The sequence below is a fragment of the Variovorax sp. SPNA7 genome (assembly GCF_033807855.1).
GTDB classification, from domain to species: Bacteria; Pseudomonadota; Gammaproteobacteria; order Burkholderiales; family Burkholderiaceae_C; genus Variovorax; species Variovorax beijingensis.
Genome location: NZ_CP138513.1, coordinates 4256944 through 4273694 on the forward strand (window position 1 = coordinate 4256944; position 16751 = coordinate 4273694).

Annotated in this window: 13 protein-coding genes; 11 read left to right on the forward strand and 2 right to left on the reverse strand. The window is 69.2% G+C overall.

The genetic code is table 11. The features are described 5' to 3' along the window. Window positions 1-26 precede the first annotated feature (26 nt). Window positions 27-1850 carry a sulfoacetaldehyde acetyltransferase gene (gene xsc, locus RZE77_RS19900; RefSeq protein WP_319438918.1) on the reverse strand — a complete coding sequence of 608 codons (1824 nt, stop codon included), beginning with the start codon at window positions 1848-1850 and terminating at the stop codon, window positions 27-29. 157 nt (window positions 1851-2007) lie between these two features. On the opposite strand from xsc, the gene RZE77_RS19905 reads away from it, so the two are divergent. The 9 genes from RZE77_RS19905 to RZE77_RS19945 all read left to right on the forward strand — a co-directional run bounded on the left by RZE77_RS19905 (window position 2008) and on the right by RZE77_RS19945 (window position 12643). Continuing rightward, on the forward strand, window positions 2008-2844 hold the full coding sequence (locus tag RZE77_RS19905; RefSeq protein WP_319438919.1) for an IclR family transcriptional regulator: 837 nt from the start codon (window positions 2008-2010) through the stop codon (window positions 2842-2844). Between the two features lie 24 nt (window positions 2845-2868). Continuing rightward, entirely contained in the window at window positions 2869-3852 is a 984-nt protein-coding gene (locus RZE77_RS19910; protein ID WP_319438920.1) for an AAA family ATPase, read from the forward strand. Next, entirely contained in the window at window positions 3849-5582 is a 1734-nt protein-coding gene (locus RZE77_RS19915; protein WP_319438921.1) for a cobaltochelatase CobT-related protein, read from the forward strand. The genes RZE77_RS19910 and RZE77_RS19915 overlap by 4 nt, the downstream gene beginning before the upstream one ends. Before the next feature lie 395 nt (window positions 5583-5977). Beyond that, entirely contained in the window at window positions 5978-6790 is an 813-nt protein-coding gene (locus RZE77_RS19920; protein WP_124956143.1) for an IclR family transcriptional regulator, read from the forward strand. After that, window positions 6787-7779 carry a tripartite tricarboxylate transporter substrate binding protein gene (locus tag RZE77_RS19925; protein ID WP_319438922.1) on the forward strand — a complete coding sequence of 331 codons (993 nt, stop codon included), beginning with the start codon at window positions 6787-6789 and terminating at the stop codon, window positions 7777-7779. Before RZE77_RS19920 ends, RZE77_RS19925 begins: the two co-directional genes overlap by 4 nt. Before the next feature lie 18 nt (window positions 7780-7797). Then, window positions 7798-9237 carry an acylating sulfoacetaldehyde dehydrogenase gene (gene sauS, locus RZE77_RS19930; RefSeq protein ID WP_319438923.1) on the forward strand — a complete coding sequence of 480 codons (1440 nt, stop codon included), beginning with the start codon at window positions 7798-7800 and terminating at the stop codon, window positions 9235-9237. A 2-nt stretch (window positions 9238-9239) separates the two neighbouring features. After that, window positions 9240-10760 carry an AMP-binding protein gene (locus tag RZE77_RS19935; protein ID WP_319438924.1) on the forward strand — a complete coding sequence of 507 codons (1521 nt, stop codon included), beginning with the start codon at window positions 9240-9242 and terminating at the stop codon, window positions 10758-10760. Next, window positions 10757-11560 (forward strand): sulfite exporter TauE/SafE family protein, encoded by an 804-nt coding sequence (locus RZE77_RS19940; RefSeq protein WP_319438925.1) that lies wholly within the window; start codon window positions 10757-10759, stop codon window positions 11558-11560. The genes RZE77_RS19935 and RZE77_RS19940 overlap by 4 nt, the downstream gene beginning before the upstream one ends. Window positions 11561-11575: 15 nt before the next feature. Next, on the forward strand, window positions 11576-12643 hold the full coding sequence (locus RZE77_RS19945) for a DUF2272 domain-containing protein (RefSeq protein WP_319438926.1): 1068 nt from the start codon (window positions 11576-11578) through the stop codon (window positions 12641-12643). A 30-nt stretch (window positions 12644-12673) separates the two neighbouring features. Here the strand turns inward: RZE77_RS19945 and RZE77_RS19950 are convergent, their stop codons facing one another. Further along, window positions 12674-13489 (reverse strand): IclR family transcriptional regulator, encoded by an 816-nt coding sequence (locus RZE77_RS19950; protein WP_319438927.1) that lies wholly within the window; start codon window positions 13487-13489, stop codon window positions 12674-12676. A gap of 96 nt (window positions 13490-13585) precedes the next feature. Between RZE77_RS19950 and RZE77_RS19955 the strand changes: the two genes are divergently transcribed. Both RZE77_RS19955 and RZE77_RS19960 read left to right on the forward strand, forming a co-directional pair. Beyond that, entirely contained in the window at window positions 13586-15244 is a 1659-nt protein-coding gene (locus RZE77_RS19955; RefSeq protein WP_319438928.1) for a GMC family oxidoreductase, read from the forward strand. Then, the gene (locus tag RZE77_RS19960) at window positions 15241-16554 is read left to right on the forward strand and encodes an MFS transporter (protein WP_319438929.1); all 1314 of its coding nucleotides are present in this window, start codon (window positions 15241-15243) and stop codon (window positions 16552-16554) included. Before RZE77_RS19955 ends, RZE77_RS19960 begins: the two co-directional genes overlap by 4 nt. Window positions 16555-16751: the final 197 nt, after the last annotated feature.

Consider the following 16751-nt stretch of genomic DNA (forward strand, 5'->3'; position numbering starts at 1 on the left):
GGCGTTGAGGGTGAACAGAGAATCGGTCAGACGTAGTCCTTGTACTTGTCGAGGAAGCGCACCGGCTTGGACAGCGCATCGCGGCGGAACGGATCGCCGAGCTCGCGGGTGCACATGATCTCGATCACGCAGGTCTTCTTCTGGTTCATCTGCAGGTCGATCGCCTTCTTCAGTGCCGGGCCCACGTCTTCGAGCCTGTCGACCACGATGCCTTCGGCGCCCATGGCCTTGGCGATGCCCGCGAAGCTCTCGCTCTCGAGCTCGCCCGCGACAAAACGGCGGTTGTAGAAGTCGACCTGGTTCTTCTTCTCGGCGCCCCACTGGCGGTTGTGGAAGACCACGGCCGTCACCGGAATGTCGTGCCGCACGGCGGTCATGATCTCGACCATGCTCATGCCCCAGGCGCCGTCGCCGGCATAGGCCACGGCCGGGCGGTCGGGCGCCGCGCACTTGGCGCCGATCATGGTCGGCAGCGAGTAGCCGCAGTTGCCGAAGCTCATCGGCGCGAAGAAGCTCCTCGGCTCCTCGAAGCGCAGGTAGCTGTTGGCAATGGCATTGATGTTGCCGATGTCGGTGGAGACCATCACGCGCGGCGGCATGGCCTTCTCGAGCTCGCGCAGCACCTGGCGCGGGTGCAGGTAGGTGCCGCCGGTGGGCGTCTTCTCGCCCTTGGCTTCCTCGATGGCGTCGAGGCTGAAGGGGTCGCGCTCGTGGGTCCACTCATCGAGCTCATTTTCCCACGCGGCCTTCTCGGCCTTGATCTTGTCGGCGCGCTGGGCCTTGGTGGCATCGCAGGCCAGGGTCTTGCCCTGCAGGCGCTTGAGCAGTTCATTGGCCGTGGCCTTGGCATCGCCGTGGATGCCGACGGTGATCTTCTTCACGAGGCCGAGGTTGGTGTGGTCGGCTTCCACCTGGATGATCTTCGCGTCCTTCGGCCAGTAGTCCATGCCGTGCTGCGGCAAGGTGCCGAAGGGGCCCATGCGCGAACCGAGCGCCAGCACCACGTCGGCCTGCGCGATCAGCTTCATGGCGGCCTTGGAGCCCTGGTAGCCGAGCGGGCCCGCGGCAAGCGGATGGCTCGCGGGGAACGAGTCGTTGCGGAGGTACCCGTTGGCCACGGGTGCGCCCAGGCGCTCGGCCAGCGCCTTGCACTCTTCGACCGCATCGCCCATCACCACGCCGCCGCCCGAAAGAATCACCGGAAACTTCGCCGAGGCCAGCAGCTCGACGGCCGCATTCAGGCTCATCTCGCCACCCGCGCCGCGCTCCACGCGCAGGGGCTTCGGGATCTCGGTGGTGATCTCGCCGTAGAAGTAGTCGCGCGGAATGTTGAGCTGCGTCGGGCCCATCTCGGAGATGGCGCGGTCGAAGCAGCGCGCCGTGTACTCGGCCATGCGCTTGGGATTGTTGACGTGGCCCTGGTACCTGGTGAACTCCTGGAACATCGGCAGCTGGTTGGCTTCCTGGAAGCCGCCCAGGCCCATGCCCATGGTGCCGGTCTCGGGCGTGATCATCACGACCGGGCTGTGCGCCCAGTAGGCGGCCGCGATGGCCGTCACGCAGTTGCTGATGCCGGGGCCGTTCTGGCCGATCACCACGCCGTGGCGGCCCGACACGCGCGCATAGCCGTCGGCCATGTGGGCGCCGCCCTGCTCGTGCACCACCGGAATCAGGCGGATGCCGGCGGGCGCGAAGATGTCCATCGCGTCCATGAAGGCCGAGCCCATGATGCCGAAGATGTCGGTCACGCCGTTGGCGACCATGGTTTCGACGAAGGCCTCGGAGGGCGTCATCTTCTGCACGCCGGCGACGGCTTCGCGGGTGGGTGCGGCGGGTTGCTTCTGGCTCATGGAAGGCGTCTCCTGAAGGAATGGGGCGGTCGGCGGGTTTCAAAAGACGGAACGGGTTGTTCCGATTTCTCTCCGCCGGAATATAGGGCGGCAGGGCTCTCGCGTCAAACAATTTACAAAAACCGGTACGTCTTGTCTTGTTTTTTGTAAAAAGACTATGATCCGGCCCATGAAGATCGTCAAGGGGCCCACGCCCGAAACCCTGGAGCCGGCGCCGGGCGACACGCCCACCATGCGCCTTTTCGGGCTGCTCGAAGTCATGGCCGCCAAGGACCAGCGCTACTCGCTGCAGGGCCTGGTGGAAGAGACCGGCATGCCCAAGCCCACCCTGCACCGCATGCTCCAGCAGCTCGAAGGCGCGGGCCTGCTGCAGCGCGAGGGCGACGGCCGCCACTACGGCATCGGCACGCGGCTGCGGCGGCTGGCCGAGAACCTGCTGCTCAACGACAGCCTCCACGGTGCACGCCATACGGTGCTGCGTCAACTGGTGGAAGAAATCGGCGAGAGCTGCAACCTCACCGCGCTCTCGGGCAGCGAGGTGGTGTACCTCGACCGCGTGGAAACCGCCGCGCCGCTGCGCTTCTACCTGCACTCGGGCTCGCGCGTGCCGGTGCACTGCTCGGCCAGCGGCAAGATCTTTCTCGCGCAGATGAGCGCAGCGCAGCGCCGCCGCCTGCTCTCCAACGCGCCGCTGGAGCCCTACACGGCCCGCACCCTCACCGACCCCGACGCGCTCGAGAAGGAAGTGCAGCGCGTGCGCAAGGACGGCTACGCCATCGACAACGAAGAGTTCCTGCCCGGCCTGCTGTGCATTGCCGCGCTGGTGCCTTCGGGCGACGACGGCCCCTCGAACCTGTGCATCGCGGTGCAGGCGCCGGTCATGCGGCTCGATGCCGCGAAGGCGAAGGCGCTGCTGCCCGCCCTGCAGCGCGCCGCCGAGGCACTGAGCCGCATCGATGCCGACGCGGGCACCACCAGCCGCGCGCAGGCCTGACTCACCCACTCTGGAAAACCCATCGTGACCGACATCGCAGACCTTCGGCCCGACCGCATGCTGAGCGTGCGCGAGGTGTTCGGCATCGACACCGATCTTCAGGTGCCCGCCTTCAGCGAACGCGACGACCACGTGCCCGAAGTGGATGCCGTCTACCGCTTCAACCCCGACGTGACGCTCGCCATCCTCGCGGGCTTCATGCGCGACCGGCGCGTGATGGTGCAGGGGCTGCACGGCACCGGCAAGTCGACCCACATCGAGCAGGTGGCGGCGCGGCTGAACTGGCCCTGCGTGCGGCTGAACCTCGACGGCCACATCAGCCGGCTCGACCTCGTAGGCAAGGACGCGGTGGTGCTGCGCGAAGGAAAACAGGTCACCGAGTTCCAGGAAGGCATCGTGCCGTGGTCGCTGCAGCGGCCGGTGGCGCTGGTGTTCGACGAGTACGACGCGGGCCGGCCGGACGTGATGTTCGTGATCCAGCGCATCCTGGAACAGGGCGGCAAGTTCACGCTGATGGACCAGAACCGGGTGCTGCGCCCGCACCCCTTCTTCCGGCTGTTCGCCACCGCCAACACCGTGGGCCTGGGCAACCTCAACGGCCTGTACCACGGCGCGCAGCGGCTCAACCATGCGCAGATCGACCGCTGGAACATCGTCGCCTCGCTCAACTACCTGCCGGCCGATGAAGAGATCGCGATCGTGCAGGCGCGCGTGCCTTCGCTCGCGGGCGATGCGGGGCGCCGGCTGGTCGCATCGATGGTGGCCGTGGCCGATCTCACGCGCAAGGGCTTTGCGGCGGGCGACCTCTCGACGCTGATGTCGCCGCGCACCGTGATCACCTGGGCCGAGAACGTCGAGATCTTCAAGGACCCGGCGCTCGCGTTTCGCCTGTCCTTCGTCAACAAGTGCGACGACGCGGAGCGGCCTCTGGTGGCCGAGTATTTCCAGCGCTGCTTCGACCAGGAACTGAAGGAGTCGCACCAGCTGTCGTCGGGTTCGCAAGAATGACCGACATGCCCGCGAGCGCCATGCAGCGCCGCGTGCGGCAGGAGGAGCAGGTCGCCGAACTCTGCGCGGGCGTGGTGCGGGCCTTCAGCGGCGAGCGCGAACTGCACTTTCGCGGCAGGCGCCTGCACCGCGGCCGCGTCGCGCTGCCGTGGTTCGCGCCGCACCTGCATCCCTCGCCCGAGACCGACGACTTCGCCTCCTTCCGCGGCGTGGCCGACGGGCTCGCGCTGCGGCTCACGGCGTCCGACGCCGCGCTGCACGAAAGCCTGCGGCCCGAAGAACCGGTCGAACGCATGCTGTTCGAGATGCTCGAGCAGTTCCGCGCCGAAGCCATGGCGCCCGAGATCATGGCCGGCATGCGGCGCAACCTGCGGCACCGCCATGAACAGTGGTCGCTCGCCTTCCACCACTCGGGCCTGACCGACACGGCGCGCGGCCTGCTGCTCTACGCCGTGGCGCAGATCTGCCGCGCCCGCGTGAGCGGCCAGCAGGTGGTGGAAGAAGCCGAGGACATGCTCGAAGCGACGCGCTTTCACCTTGCGCCGCTGATCGGCCACGCGCTCGCGGGCCTGCGCCGCGACCGCGCCGACCAGGCCGCCTATGCCGTGCATGCGCTCGCCATCGCGCGCACCGTCGCCGCGATGCTGCACGAGGCCGGCGAAGACAGCAGCGCCGCGCGCGACCCGCATGTGGACGACAAGCGAAGCGTGTTCATGCTCGTCGCCGACATGGACCGCGAGATCGTCGAGCGCTTCACCACGGCCGAGTCGGGCCGCAGCGCCGTGCTCGACGGCGCGGGCGGTGCCTACCGCGCCTTCACCGCCGCCTACGACCGCGAGCACGATGCCGCCGCGCTCGCGCGCAAGGAAGTGCTGGCCGGTCACCGCGAAAAACTCGACCGCCGCATCGCCGCGCAGGGCGTGAACATCGCGCGCCTGGCACGCGAGCTGCGGGCGCTGCTGGCCGACCCCACGCGCGACGGCTGGGACAGCGGCCAAGAAGAAGGCCTGATCGACGGCCGCCGGCTCGCGCGGCTGGTGGCCTCGCCGACCGAGCGCCGCCTGTTCCGCACCGAGCGCATGGAGCCGGTGGCCGACTGCATGGTGACCTTCCTGATCGATTGCTCGGGCTCGATGAAGGAGCACGCCGAATCGGTCGCGATGATGGCCGACGTGTTCGCGCGCGCGCTCGAGCAGGCCGGCGCGGCCAGCGAGGTGCTGGGCTTCACCACCGGCGCCTGGAATGGCGGGCGCGCACAGCGCGAGTGGGTGCGCGCCGGCAGGCCGCCTCACCCCGGCCGCCTCAACGAGCGCTGCCACATCGTCTTCAAGGCCGCCGCCACGCCCTGGCGCCGCGCGCGGCCCGCGATGGCAGCGCTGCTGAAGGCCGACCTGTTCCGCGAGGGCATCGACGGCGAAGCGGTCGACTGGGCCTGCGAACGCCTGCGCGAGCGGCCGGAGGCGCGCAAGCTGCTGCTGGTGATTTCCGACGGCTCGCCGATGGACAGCGCGACGCACCTGGCGAACGATGCGCACTACCTCGACCACCATTTGCGCGACGTGGTGGCGCGGCAAGAGCAGCGGCGCGACATCGAGATAGCCGGTATTGGTGTCGGTCTCGATCTGAGTCCGTACTACAGCCGCAGCCATGTGCTGGACCTTGCTGCCTCTGCCGGCAACACCATCTTTCGCGAGGTGATCGATTTGATGGCGGGGCGGCATCGGCGCTGAGGCTGCCTGAGCGCTGCTGTTCGGGGCGCGCTCCCGCCGATGGGGTACCTTGCTCCGCGAATGTCCTCCGGCCTGCGGCCTCCCCCTTGATTTCGCTGCGCAAGGCACCCCATCGGCGGGAGCGTGATCAGAGCAGTCGCTGATCAGCGGTACACCCCTAGCGTGCCCAGTGCACAGGGCATCGGGTGCTCCCCGCAGCGAAATCAAGGAGGAGGGGCGTAGCCCCGGGGGAGATTCGCGGAGGGGAGTACCCGGTGGCCTGTGCACCCGCCCTGAAAGAACCGAAACATTTAGACCTACATCCAAGTCCCCGATTGACAAAACAACCGATCAGTCCAAACATCGCGTCTCATATCCAGGAACAACGTTCCAATATTTGGAACACCGAAAGCCTCATGGATTCCACCCTCGCCAAAGGCCTTGCCGCCATCGAATGGATGACGCGGCAACAGCGCGACTGCCGCGTCACCGACCTGGCCCAGGCCTTCGGCATGGCGCGCAGCAATGCGCACCGCACACTGCAGACCCTGGTCGACTGCGGCTGGGCCGTGCAGGACCCCGACACCAGCGCCTACCGCCCGAGCCTGCGCCTGTTCGAACTGGGCGCGCTGGTTTCCGAGGCCACCGACATGGGTTCGCTGCTGCGGCCGCACCTCGCGGCGCTGGCGCAGCAGACCGGCGAGACCATCCACCTTGCGGTGCTCGACGGCGCCGAGATCGTCTACCTCGACAAGTTCGACAGCCCCCTGCCCGTGGCTGCCTATTCGCGCATCGGCGGCCGGGCGGCAGCGTACTGCGTTGCTTCGGGCAAGGCCCTGCTCGCCGCGGCCGCACCGGACCTTCCCGCGCTGCACGAGCGCCTCGGCACGCTCGCGGCGCACACGAAGAACAGCATCACCAGCTTCGATGCACTTCTCTCGGAACTCGAACGCACGCGCGTTCGCGGCTATGCGGAAAACCGCGAGGAGTGGCGCCTGGGCGTCTGCGGTCTTGGCGTGCCGGTGTTCAACGCGCGCGGCGAGGCGGTCGCGGCCGTCGGCATGAGCGTGCCCTCGATCCGCTTTGCGCGGACGCAGGCGCGCGGACTGGCCGACCGCCTCATGGCCTGCGCGCGCGACGCGAGCGTCACGCTGGGCTACCGGGCAAGCCCGGTGCCGGCATCGGCGCCGCTGCCGGCATCCACCACAAGGAGAAGGAGACTCGAATGAACCTGTTGTTCCCCGCCCCCTGGCTGCGCGCCGCGCTGCTGGCCGCCGCCACCCTGGCTGCGCCTTTTGCCGCGCAGGCGCAAAACGGCACCGACTATCCCAACAAGCCGATCCGGCTCATCGTTCCGTACCCGCCCGGCGGCGGCACCGACGTGATCGCGCGCATCGTGCAGGAGCGTTTCTCGACGCTGCTCGGCCAGCAGGTGCTCATCGACAACCGCGGCGGCGCGGCCGGCTCCATCGGCACCGAGATCGTGGCCAAGGCCGCACCCGACGGCTACACGGTGCTGTTCACGCTGTCCTCGCACACCATCAACCCGGCGATCTACACCAAGCTCTCGTTCGACACCGCGAAAGACTTCGCGCCCGTGGGCCTGGTCGCTTCGCTGCCGCAGATCCTGGTGGCCAACACGCAGTTCGCACCCAACACGGTGGCCGAACTGGTGGCGCTCGCCAAGGCCAAGCCGGGCTCGCTTTCCTTCGCCTCGGTGGGCAACGGCTCGCCCGGGCACCTGGCGGGCGAGCTGCTGAAGCTGCGCACCGGCACCCAGATGACGCACATCCCCTACCGCGGCGGCGGCCCGGCCGTGACCGACGTGATGGGCGGGCAGGTGCCGCTGCTGTGGGTGTCGATTCCCGCGGCCGCGCAGTTCGTGAAGGCCGGCAAGCTCAAGGCGCTGGCCGTGTCGACCACCAAGCGCAGCGCGGCCTTCCCCGACGTGCCCACGATGCAGGAAGCGGGCATTGCCGATTTCGACGTCGATTCCTGGTACGCGGTGTTCGTGCCCGCGAAGACGCCGCAGCCCACCATCGACAAGCTCAACCGCGTCATCAACACGGTGGTCAAGGAACCGGAGATCCGCGACAAGCTGCTGGCGCAAGGCAGCGAAGGCGTCGGCGGCACGCCGGAGCAGCTGGGCAAGGTGGTGACGACGGAACTCGTGCGCTGGCAGAAGCTTGCCAAGGAAGCCAGCATCAAAGTCGATTGACTCTCAACAGACAGATCCATGGACAACTCATCCGCCCCCCCTTCCCCCATCGCCGAGCTCGTGGCGCGCGCCCGCGCCGCGCAGCGCATCTACGAAACCTGGTCGCAGGCGCAGGTCGACACCGCCGTGGTGGCCGCGGGCTGGGCCATCATGGAGCCGGCGCGCAACCGCGAGCTGGCCGAGCTGGCGGTGGCCGACACCGGCGTGGGCAACGTCGAAGACAAGGTGCGCAAGAACCACCGCAAGACCTTCGGCCTGCTGCGCGACCTGCGCGGCGCGCGCTCGGTGGGCGTCATCTCCGAAGACCCGTCGCGCGGCATCGTCGAGATTGCGCGGCCCGTGGGCGTGGTGTGCGCGGTCACGCCGTCCACCAACCCGGGCGCCACGCCGGCCAACAAGATCATCAACGCGCTCAAGGGGCGCAACGCGGTCATCGTCGCGCCCTCGCCCAAGGGCTGGTCGACGGCGGCGCGGCTGATCGAATTCATCCATGCGCAGTTCGACCGCATCGGCGCGCCGCGCGACCTGGTGCAGCTGCTGCCCTCGCCGGTCAACAAGCAGTCGACGGCCGAGCTGATGCGCCTGTGCGACCTGGTGGTGGCCACCGGTTCGCAGGCCAACGTGCGCGCGGCCTATGCCAGCGGCACGCCGGCCTTCGGCGTGGGCGCGGGCAACGTGGCGGGCATCGTCGACGAAACGGCCGACGTGAATGCGGCGGCCGATCGCATCCTGCTTTCGAAGACCTTCGACAACGCGACCAGCTGCTCATCGGAGAACAGCCTGGTGATCGTGGACGCGGTGCGCGCGCAGATGCTCTCGGCGCTGAAGGACCGCGGCGCGTTCATGCTCGCGGCCGCGCAGAAGGCCACGCTGCAGTCGCTGATGTGGCCTGAAGGCAAGCTCTCTGCTGCCGTCATCGGCCAGTCGGCGCGCGTGATTGCCGAGCGCGCGGCGGCCCTCGACGGTGCCAACCGCGAGGGCTGGCTGGCCATTGCGGCGAGGGACCCGCGCATCCTCATGGTGGCCGAGGACGGCGTGGGCCACGCGCATCCGTTCTCGGGCGAGAAGCTGAGCCCGGTGCTCGCGATCTATTCGGCGCACGATTTCGATGAAGCCGCCGCGACCGTCGAGCGCATCTACGCCTACGAAGGCGCGGGCCATTCGGTCGGCCTGCACAGCACGGTGCCCGAGCGCGCATTGAGGCTCGGCCTCACGCTGCCGGTGTCGCGCGTGATCGTCGACCAGGCGCACTGCATCGCCACCGGCGGCAGCTTCGACAACGGCCTGCCGTTCTCGCTGTCGATGGGCTGCGGCACCTGGGGCAAGAACAACTTCTCCGACAACATGAACTACCGGCACTACCTGAACATCACGCGCGTGTCGCGGCCGATTCCGGAGCGGGTGCCCAGCGAGGACGACATCTTCGGCGCCTTCTTCGCCGAATACGGTGCAAGCTGAACGTGGCGGCCTCCACCGTTCATGAGCTGATCGAACTGCAGGCGGCGGCACGGCCGCAGGCGGTGTATGCGCTTTCCACCGAAGGCGCGCGCAAGAGCATCGGCTTTGGCGAGCTCGCGCGCGGCTGCCGCACGGTGGCGGCGGTGCTGCACGCGCATGGCGCGCGGCCGGGCGACACGGTGTCGGTGGTCATGCCCAATGGCCTGCAGACGCTGCGCCTGCTGCTCGGCGCCATGCATGGCGGCCTGTGCGTGAACCCGGTCAACCTGCTGTCGCAGCCCGAGCAGATGCGCTATGTGCTCGCGCATTCGGACTGCCGCGTGGTCTGCGTCGCACCCGAGTGGGAAGCACGCGTGCGCGCGATGCTCGAAGGCATCGGCCGGCCGGTCGAGGTGCTGGTGGCCGGCCCCGACGCCGATGCGCTGCCGGGCGAGGCGCAGGCAACGCCTGTGCATGAGGTTGCACCCCCCGCTGCCGGCGACGTGGCCCTGCTGATGTACACCTCGGGCACCACCGGCATGCCCAAGGGCGTGATGCTCACGCAAGGCAACCTCGCGGCCAACGCGCATGCGATCAGCGCCGAGCATGCGCTGCAGCCCGCCGACCGCGTGCTGGCCGTGCTGCCGCTCTATCACATCAACGCCTTCGCCGTGACCATGCTCGCGCCGCTCGCCCACGGCGGCAGCCTCGCGATGCCGCCGAAGTTCTCGGCCGGCCGCTTCTGGGAGCAGGCGGCGGACACGCAATGCAGCTGGATCAACGTGGTGCCCACCATGATCTCGTACCTGCTCGAAGGCGAGCAGCCGCCGCCCTCGCAAACTGCTTCCATCCGCTTCTGCCGCTCGGCATCGGCCGCGCTGCCGCCGGAGCACCACCGGGCCTTCGAGCAGAAGTTCGGCATCGGCATCGTCGAGACCATGGGCCTCACCGAAACCGCGGCGCCGTCTTTTTCGAACCCGCTCGACCCCGCGCTGCGCAAGCTGGGCTCGGTGGGCCGCGCCTCGGGCTGCGAGGCGCGCGTCATCGATGCCGCACTGGCCGAGGTGCCCGACGGCAGCACCGGCGAGCTGGCCATCCGCGGCCCCAACGTGATGCGCGGCTACTACAAGAACGAGGAAGCCACGCGCGCCAGCTTCACGCCCGACGGATGGCTGCGCACCGGCGACCTCGGCCACCGCGATGCCGATGGCTTCTTCTTCGTGACCGGCCGCATCAAGGAACTGATCATCAAGGGCGGCGAGAACATCGCCCCGCGCGAGATCGACGAGGCGCTGCTGCGGCATCCCGCCGTGCTCGAGGCCGCGGCGGTGGGCGTGCCCGACCGCCACTACGGCCAGGAGATCGGCGTGTGCATCGTGCTGCGCGATGGCTGCGCCTGCACAGAAGACGAGCTGCGCGCCTTCAGCGCCGAGGCGCTCGGCCGCTACAAGGCGCCGGGCCACTACCGCTTTGTCACGGACGTGCCGCGCGGGCCTTCGGGAAAGGTGCAACGGCTGAAGCTGCTGCCGCTTTTCGACGTATGACGTTGGCGGAACTGCTGGTGCCGCCGCTGGCACCGGCGCTGCTCGCCTACAGCCTGTGCGTGGTGTTCGCGGCCGGCGTGGTGCGCGGCTTCGCGGGCTTCGGCTTCTCGGCCGTCACCGTGGCGGGGCTCTCGCTGGTGGTGTCGCCCGCGCTCGTGGTGCCGGCCATCTTCATGCTCGAGATCCTCGCGAGCCTGAGCCAGCTGCGCGGCATTGCGCGCGACGTCGACCTGCCCTGGCTCGGCTGGCTGATGCTGGGCAACCTGCTGTTCATTCCGCTCGGGGTCGCATTGCTGGCCTGGCTGCCCGAGACGCCGCTGCGCCTGCTGATCGGCGCGCTGCTGATGGCCGCCGCCCTGCTGCTGCGCGCCGGCACGCGTGCCACGCTCGTGCCCACGCGCGCGGTGCGCTTCGCGGCCGGGCTGGCCTCGGGCTTCATCAACGGCGTGGCGGCCATCGGCGGCATTGCCATTGCGGTGCTGCTGAGCACCACCGCGATGGCGCCGGCTGCCCTGCGCGCCACCATGATCGCGCTGCTGCTCTTCAGCGACGTGGTGTCGCTCGCAAGCGCCGCGCTCATGCCCACGGCCGCGCATGCCTCGTCGGGCCACCTGCTCGGGGCCGGCACGCTGAAGTGGGCGCTGTGGCTCGCACCCGCGATGCTGGCCGGCATCTGGTGGGGCCAGCGCTCGTTCAAGGGCGTGTCGCCCGCACAGTTCCGCCGGCATGTGCTGAATCTGCTGGTGGCGCTGGCGGCGGTGAGCGTGGTGCGCTCGGTGGCCTCGCTGGCAATGGCCTGACCGGCAAGATTCCGCATGGCAAGGCCCCGCCCTGGCTATGCTGCGCGCGTCATGCTGACTTCTTCTTCATTCTTTGCCGCGCCGCCACCGGCACGCACGCTGGCGGTGGCCATGGTGCTCCTGTTCGCATCGGCAGGCAGCGCCGCTGAATCGGCCTGCCTCAACGCGGCCGCGCGGATTCCGCCGCCCCCGCGCGCCCTGGCGATGGCCGCCGCCGCGCAGCGCGAGCACGAGGCCTTCGGCGCGCCGACGATGGACGCCGAAGGCCGTCTCCTCGAGTCGGGCCGTTCCGAAGGCGAGGATTCGCGCCCCACACTGGCCACTCCCGCGCCGTGGCAGCGCGTGCTCGGCTACTGGGAGGCGGTGGCGCAGCCCCGCACCCCGCTGCCCTCGCTGGTGCGCTTCGGCGCGCTGCGGCCGGCCGACCGCACGCTGCTGCTGCAGGCGCTCAACCAGGCCAGCGCCTCGCACCTGCGGGGCCTGGGCGTGGGACCGGACCAGGGCCTCGACGCGGCCGAGCTGCGCGCAATGGCCACCGCGGTGAACCGCGTCGCGGCCATCGACACGCCATGGTCGGCGGCCTTCGTGAGCTGGCTCGCGCAGCAGGCGGGGCTGGGCGCGGACGAGTTCGCATTCTCGGAAGCGCATGCGGACTACGCAGGCGCCGCCTGGCAGGCCGGCGCGGCCGAGGCCGCCGGCCGCGAGACACGCTACGCAATGCGCGCCTGCGACCTCGCGCGCACGCCGCCGCGCGTGGGCGACCTGGCCTGCCACACGCGCGGCGCGGCATCGGAGCTCGACAGCTTCGAAAGGATCGGCGGCGTGCTGACGACGCGGGCCACGGGCGGCGAGCCGCTGCCGATGCATTGCGACGTGGTGGTGAAGGTCGACGAGCGGGGCTTCGACACCATCGGCGGCAACGTGCTGCAGTCGGTCACGCGCAGGCGGCTCGACTTCGCGCCCGGCACGCGCACCCTCGATCCCAGCTACTACCTGCCCGCCGGCTGCACCATCGGCGCGGCGGGCTGTACCGACCGCCACATGAGCTGGCAGCCATGGTCGCTTCTGCTGCAGTGGCGCTGAGGCGTCGCACCGCAAGCCGAGGGCCCGCGCTCAGAGCAGCGTGCCCATGCGTTCCGCGGCGGCCTTGAGCGCATCGATGCGCTTCACCGCTTCTTCCATCGACATGCGCGCGGTCGGCGCATGCACCGCGAGCGCCGCGCGCACCTGCCCGGCCGCGTCGCGCACCGGCACCGCCACGGCCACCAGCCCCGCGATGAATTCCTCGCAGTCGCGCGAGTAGCCGCGCTTGGCGATCGCATCGCATTCGGTGCGCAGCGCATCGGCCTTGACGAGCGTGTTGGCCGTCATGCGCGCAAGCGGCAGCCGGTCGATGAGCGCGTCGCGCTCCTTCTTCGGCATCTGCGCGAGGAACAGCTTGCCGCTCGCGGTGCAGTGCAGCGGCACGTGCGAGCCGACATCGAGCGTGAGCCGCAGCGGCCACTGCGCCTCCACGCGGTCGAGGTAGAGCACCTGGGCGCCGTCGAGCGTGGTGAGGTTGCAGGTCTCGCCCACCTGCCGCACGAGTTCGGACAGCACCTCGTGCCGCAGGCCGCGCACCGTGCCGTGGTTCAGGGTGTCGAAGGCCAGCTTGCGCAGCGCGGGGCCGACGCTGAACGAGCGCTCGTCCACGTCGCGCGCCAGGAAGCCGGTGGCCAGCAGCTGGGTGCAGATGCGGTGCGCCGTGCCCTTGGGCAGCCCCAGCTGCGCGGCCAGGTCGGCAAGCGTGAGGGCGCGGCCTTCGCTGGCCAGCAGGGCCAGCAGGCGCAGGCTGCGCTCGGCCGACGAAGCGGAGGCTGGCTCCTCCGCGGCGGGCACGGAAAGCGATGGCGAAGACACGGCGGCTGCGGGGCGCGCGGGACGTGGCATGCGGGTAAACCTTAAAAATGGAACATTGCGTTCCGAAAAACAATAACCTAGGATGCAAGCAAGCGAAGCGATTGTTCCACTCCCCGGGTGCCCTGCATGCGTGATGAAGAGTTCGACTACATCGTCGTCGGCGCCGGATCGGCCGGCTGCGTGCTGGCTGGCCGGCTGAGCGAAGACCCGGCCACGCGCGTGCTGCTGCTCGAAGCGGGCCCGGTGGACCGGTCGCTCTGGATCCACCTGCCCATCGGCTACGGCAAGACGATGTGGAGCCCGGCCTACAACTGGCGCTTCGAGACCGACCCCGACCCCAACATGAACGGCCGGCGCATCTACTGGCCCCGGGGCAAGACGCTGGGCGGCTCGAGCTCGATCAACGGGCTGATCTACATTCGCGGCCAGCGCGAGGACTACGACCACTGGGCCGCGCTCGGCAATGCGGGCTGGGGCTACGACGAGGTGCTGCCCTACTTCATCCGCAGCGAGGGCAACGAGCGCGGTGCGAGCGCCTTCCATGGCGGCGACGGGCCGCTGAAGGTGTCGGACATCGCGGCAAAGCACGAACTCATCGAGGCCTTCATCGGCGGCGCGCAGCAGATCGGCGTGCCGCGCACCGACGACTTCAACGGCGCCGCGCAGGAAGGCGCGGGCTACTACCAGCTCACCACGCACAAGGGCTGGCGCTGCAGCACCGCCAAGGCCTACCTGGTGCCGGCGCGCCACCGGCCGAACCTGCGCATCGAGACCGATGCGCTGGCCAGCCGGCTGGTGTTCGAGGGCCGGCGCGCCGTGGGCGTGAGCTACCGCCAGGGCGGCGAGATGAAGACCGCGCGCTGCCGCGCCGAGGTGCTGTTGTCGGCCGGTTCGATCCAGTCGCCGCAGCTGCTGCAGCTCTCGGGCATCGGCCCGCGTACGCTGCTCGAGCGCATGGGCATTGCGCCGGTGCAGGTGCTGCCGGGCGTGGGCGAGAACCTGCAGGACCATCTGCAGATCCGGCTGGGCTACGAGTGCAGCAAGCCCATCACCACCAACGACCAGCTCAACTCCTGGTTCGGTCAGGCGAGCATGGGCCTGGAATGGCTGATGCGCCGCACTGGCCCACTCGCGGTGGGCATCAACCAGGGCGGCTGCTTCATGCGCGCGCTGAAGGACGCAAACGGCCGGCCGGTGGCGGCCACGCCCGACATCCAGTTCCACGTGGCCACGCTGTCGGCCGACATGGCGGGCGGCAAGGTGCATCCGTACTCGGGCTTCACGATGTCGGTGTGCCAGCTGCGGCCCGAGTCGCGCGGGCATGTACGCATCCGCTCGCTCGACGCGGCCGAGCCGCCCGAGATGCAGCCCAACTACCTGGCCACCGAGCTCGACCGCGCCACCACCGTGGCCGGCGTGAAGGCAGCGCGCGCCATTGCAGAGGCGCCCGCGATGCGGCCCTACGTGAAGCGCGAGGTGAAGCCCGGCCCCGAAGCCGCGAGCGATGCCGAGCTGCTGGAGTTCTGCCGCAACAACGGCGCCACCATCTTCCACCCCACGGGCACCTGCCGCATGGGCGGCGACCCGCTCGCGGTGGTCGATGCGCGCCTGCGCGTGCACGGCGTGGCCGGGCTGCGCGTGATCGACTGCTCGGCCATGCCCACGCTGGTGTCGGGCAACACCAACGCACCGGCCGTGATGATGGCCGAGAAGGCCGTCGACATGATCAGGGAGGACATGAGGGCGGCAGCCGCCGCGACAACCACATCGGAGACAAAGACATGAGCACAAGCGACGAGAAAGCGATTCGCAGGGTGGTGGTTTCAGCCCTGGTGGGCGCCACCATCGAGTGGTACGACTTCTTCCTGTACGGCGTGGTGGCCGGCATCGTGTTCAACAAGCTCTACTTCCCGGGCAGCGACCCGGTGGTGTCGACCTTGCTGGCCTACACCACCTTCGCAGTGGGCTTTGTCACGCGGCCGCTGGGCGGCGTGATCTTCGGCCACTTCGGCGACAAGATCGGCCGCAAGAGCATGCTCATCATCACGCTGATGATCATGGGCGTGGCCACCTTCCTGATCGGCCTGGTGCCCACCTATGCGCAGATCGGCATCGCGGCGCCCTTGCTGCTGCTTCTGCTACGCATTGCGCAGGGCATCGGCCTGGGCGGCGAATGGGGCGGCGCGGTGCTGATGGCCTACGAATACGCGCCCAAGGGCAAGCGCGGCTTCTATGCGTCGCTGCCGCAGATCGGGCTGGCGATCGGCCTGTGCATGGCCTCGGGCGTGGTGGCGCTCTTGTCATGGCTGCTGACCGACGAGCAGTTTCTCTCCTGGGGCTGGCGCATCGCGTTCCTGATTTCCGGCGTGATGGTGGGGGTGGGCATGTACATCCGGCTGCACGTGCAGGAAACGCCGGAGTTCGCGGCCGTGAAGGCGCGCAACGCCGAGCTGCGCATTCCGTTCATGGACATGCTGCGGCGCTATCCGGGCAACGTGCTCAAGGGCATGGGCGCGCGCTACATCGACGGGGTGTTCTTCAACATCTTCGGCGTGTTCTCCATCAACTACCTGACCAGCACCCTCAAGATCAGCCGCACCGACGCGCTGCTGGGCGTGATGGCCGCCGCCGTGGTGATGATCTTCTTCATCCCCTTCTTCGGCCGCCTGTCCGACCGGATGGGGCGCGGCAAGGTCTACATGTGGGGTTCGCTGATCACGGCGGTGTCGGCGTTCCCGGGCTTCTGGCTCATGACGAACAGCGGCGGCAGCGTGCTCCTGGTGTGGCTCGCGATCATCATTCCCTTCGGCATCCTGTATGCCTCGGTGTACGGGCCGGAGGCGGCGCTGTTCTGCGACCTGTTCGACGCCAAGGTGCGCTACACCGGCATTTCCTTCGTCTACCAGTTCTCGGGCATCTTTGCCTCGGGCATCACGCCGATCATCGCGACCGCGCTGCTCAAGTCGGGCGGCGGCCAGCCGTGGCAGATCTGCATGTACGTGCTGTTCGCGGGCGTGGTGTCGGCGGCGTGCGCGTGGATGATCGGGCGCTCGCCGTCGCCGGCGGATGCGCCGGTGGCGGTGGCGTCGCGCTGACGTCGTCAGTTCAGGGTGCGTGCACAGGCCACCGGGTACTCCCCTCCGCGAATGTCCCCCGGGGCTACGCCCCTCCTCCTTGATTTCGCTGCGGGGAGCACCCGATGCCCTGTGCACTTGGGCACGCTCGTTGTGCACCGCTGATCAACCAGTGCTCTGTCCAACGCTCCCGTCGATGGGGTGCCTTGCGCAGCGAA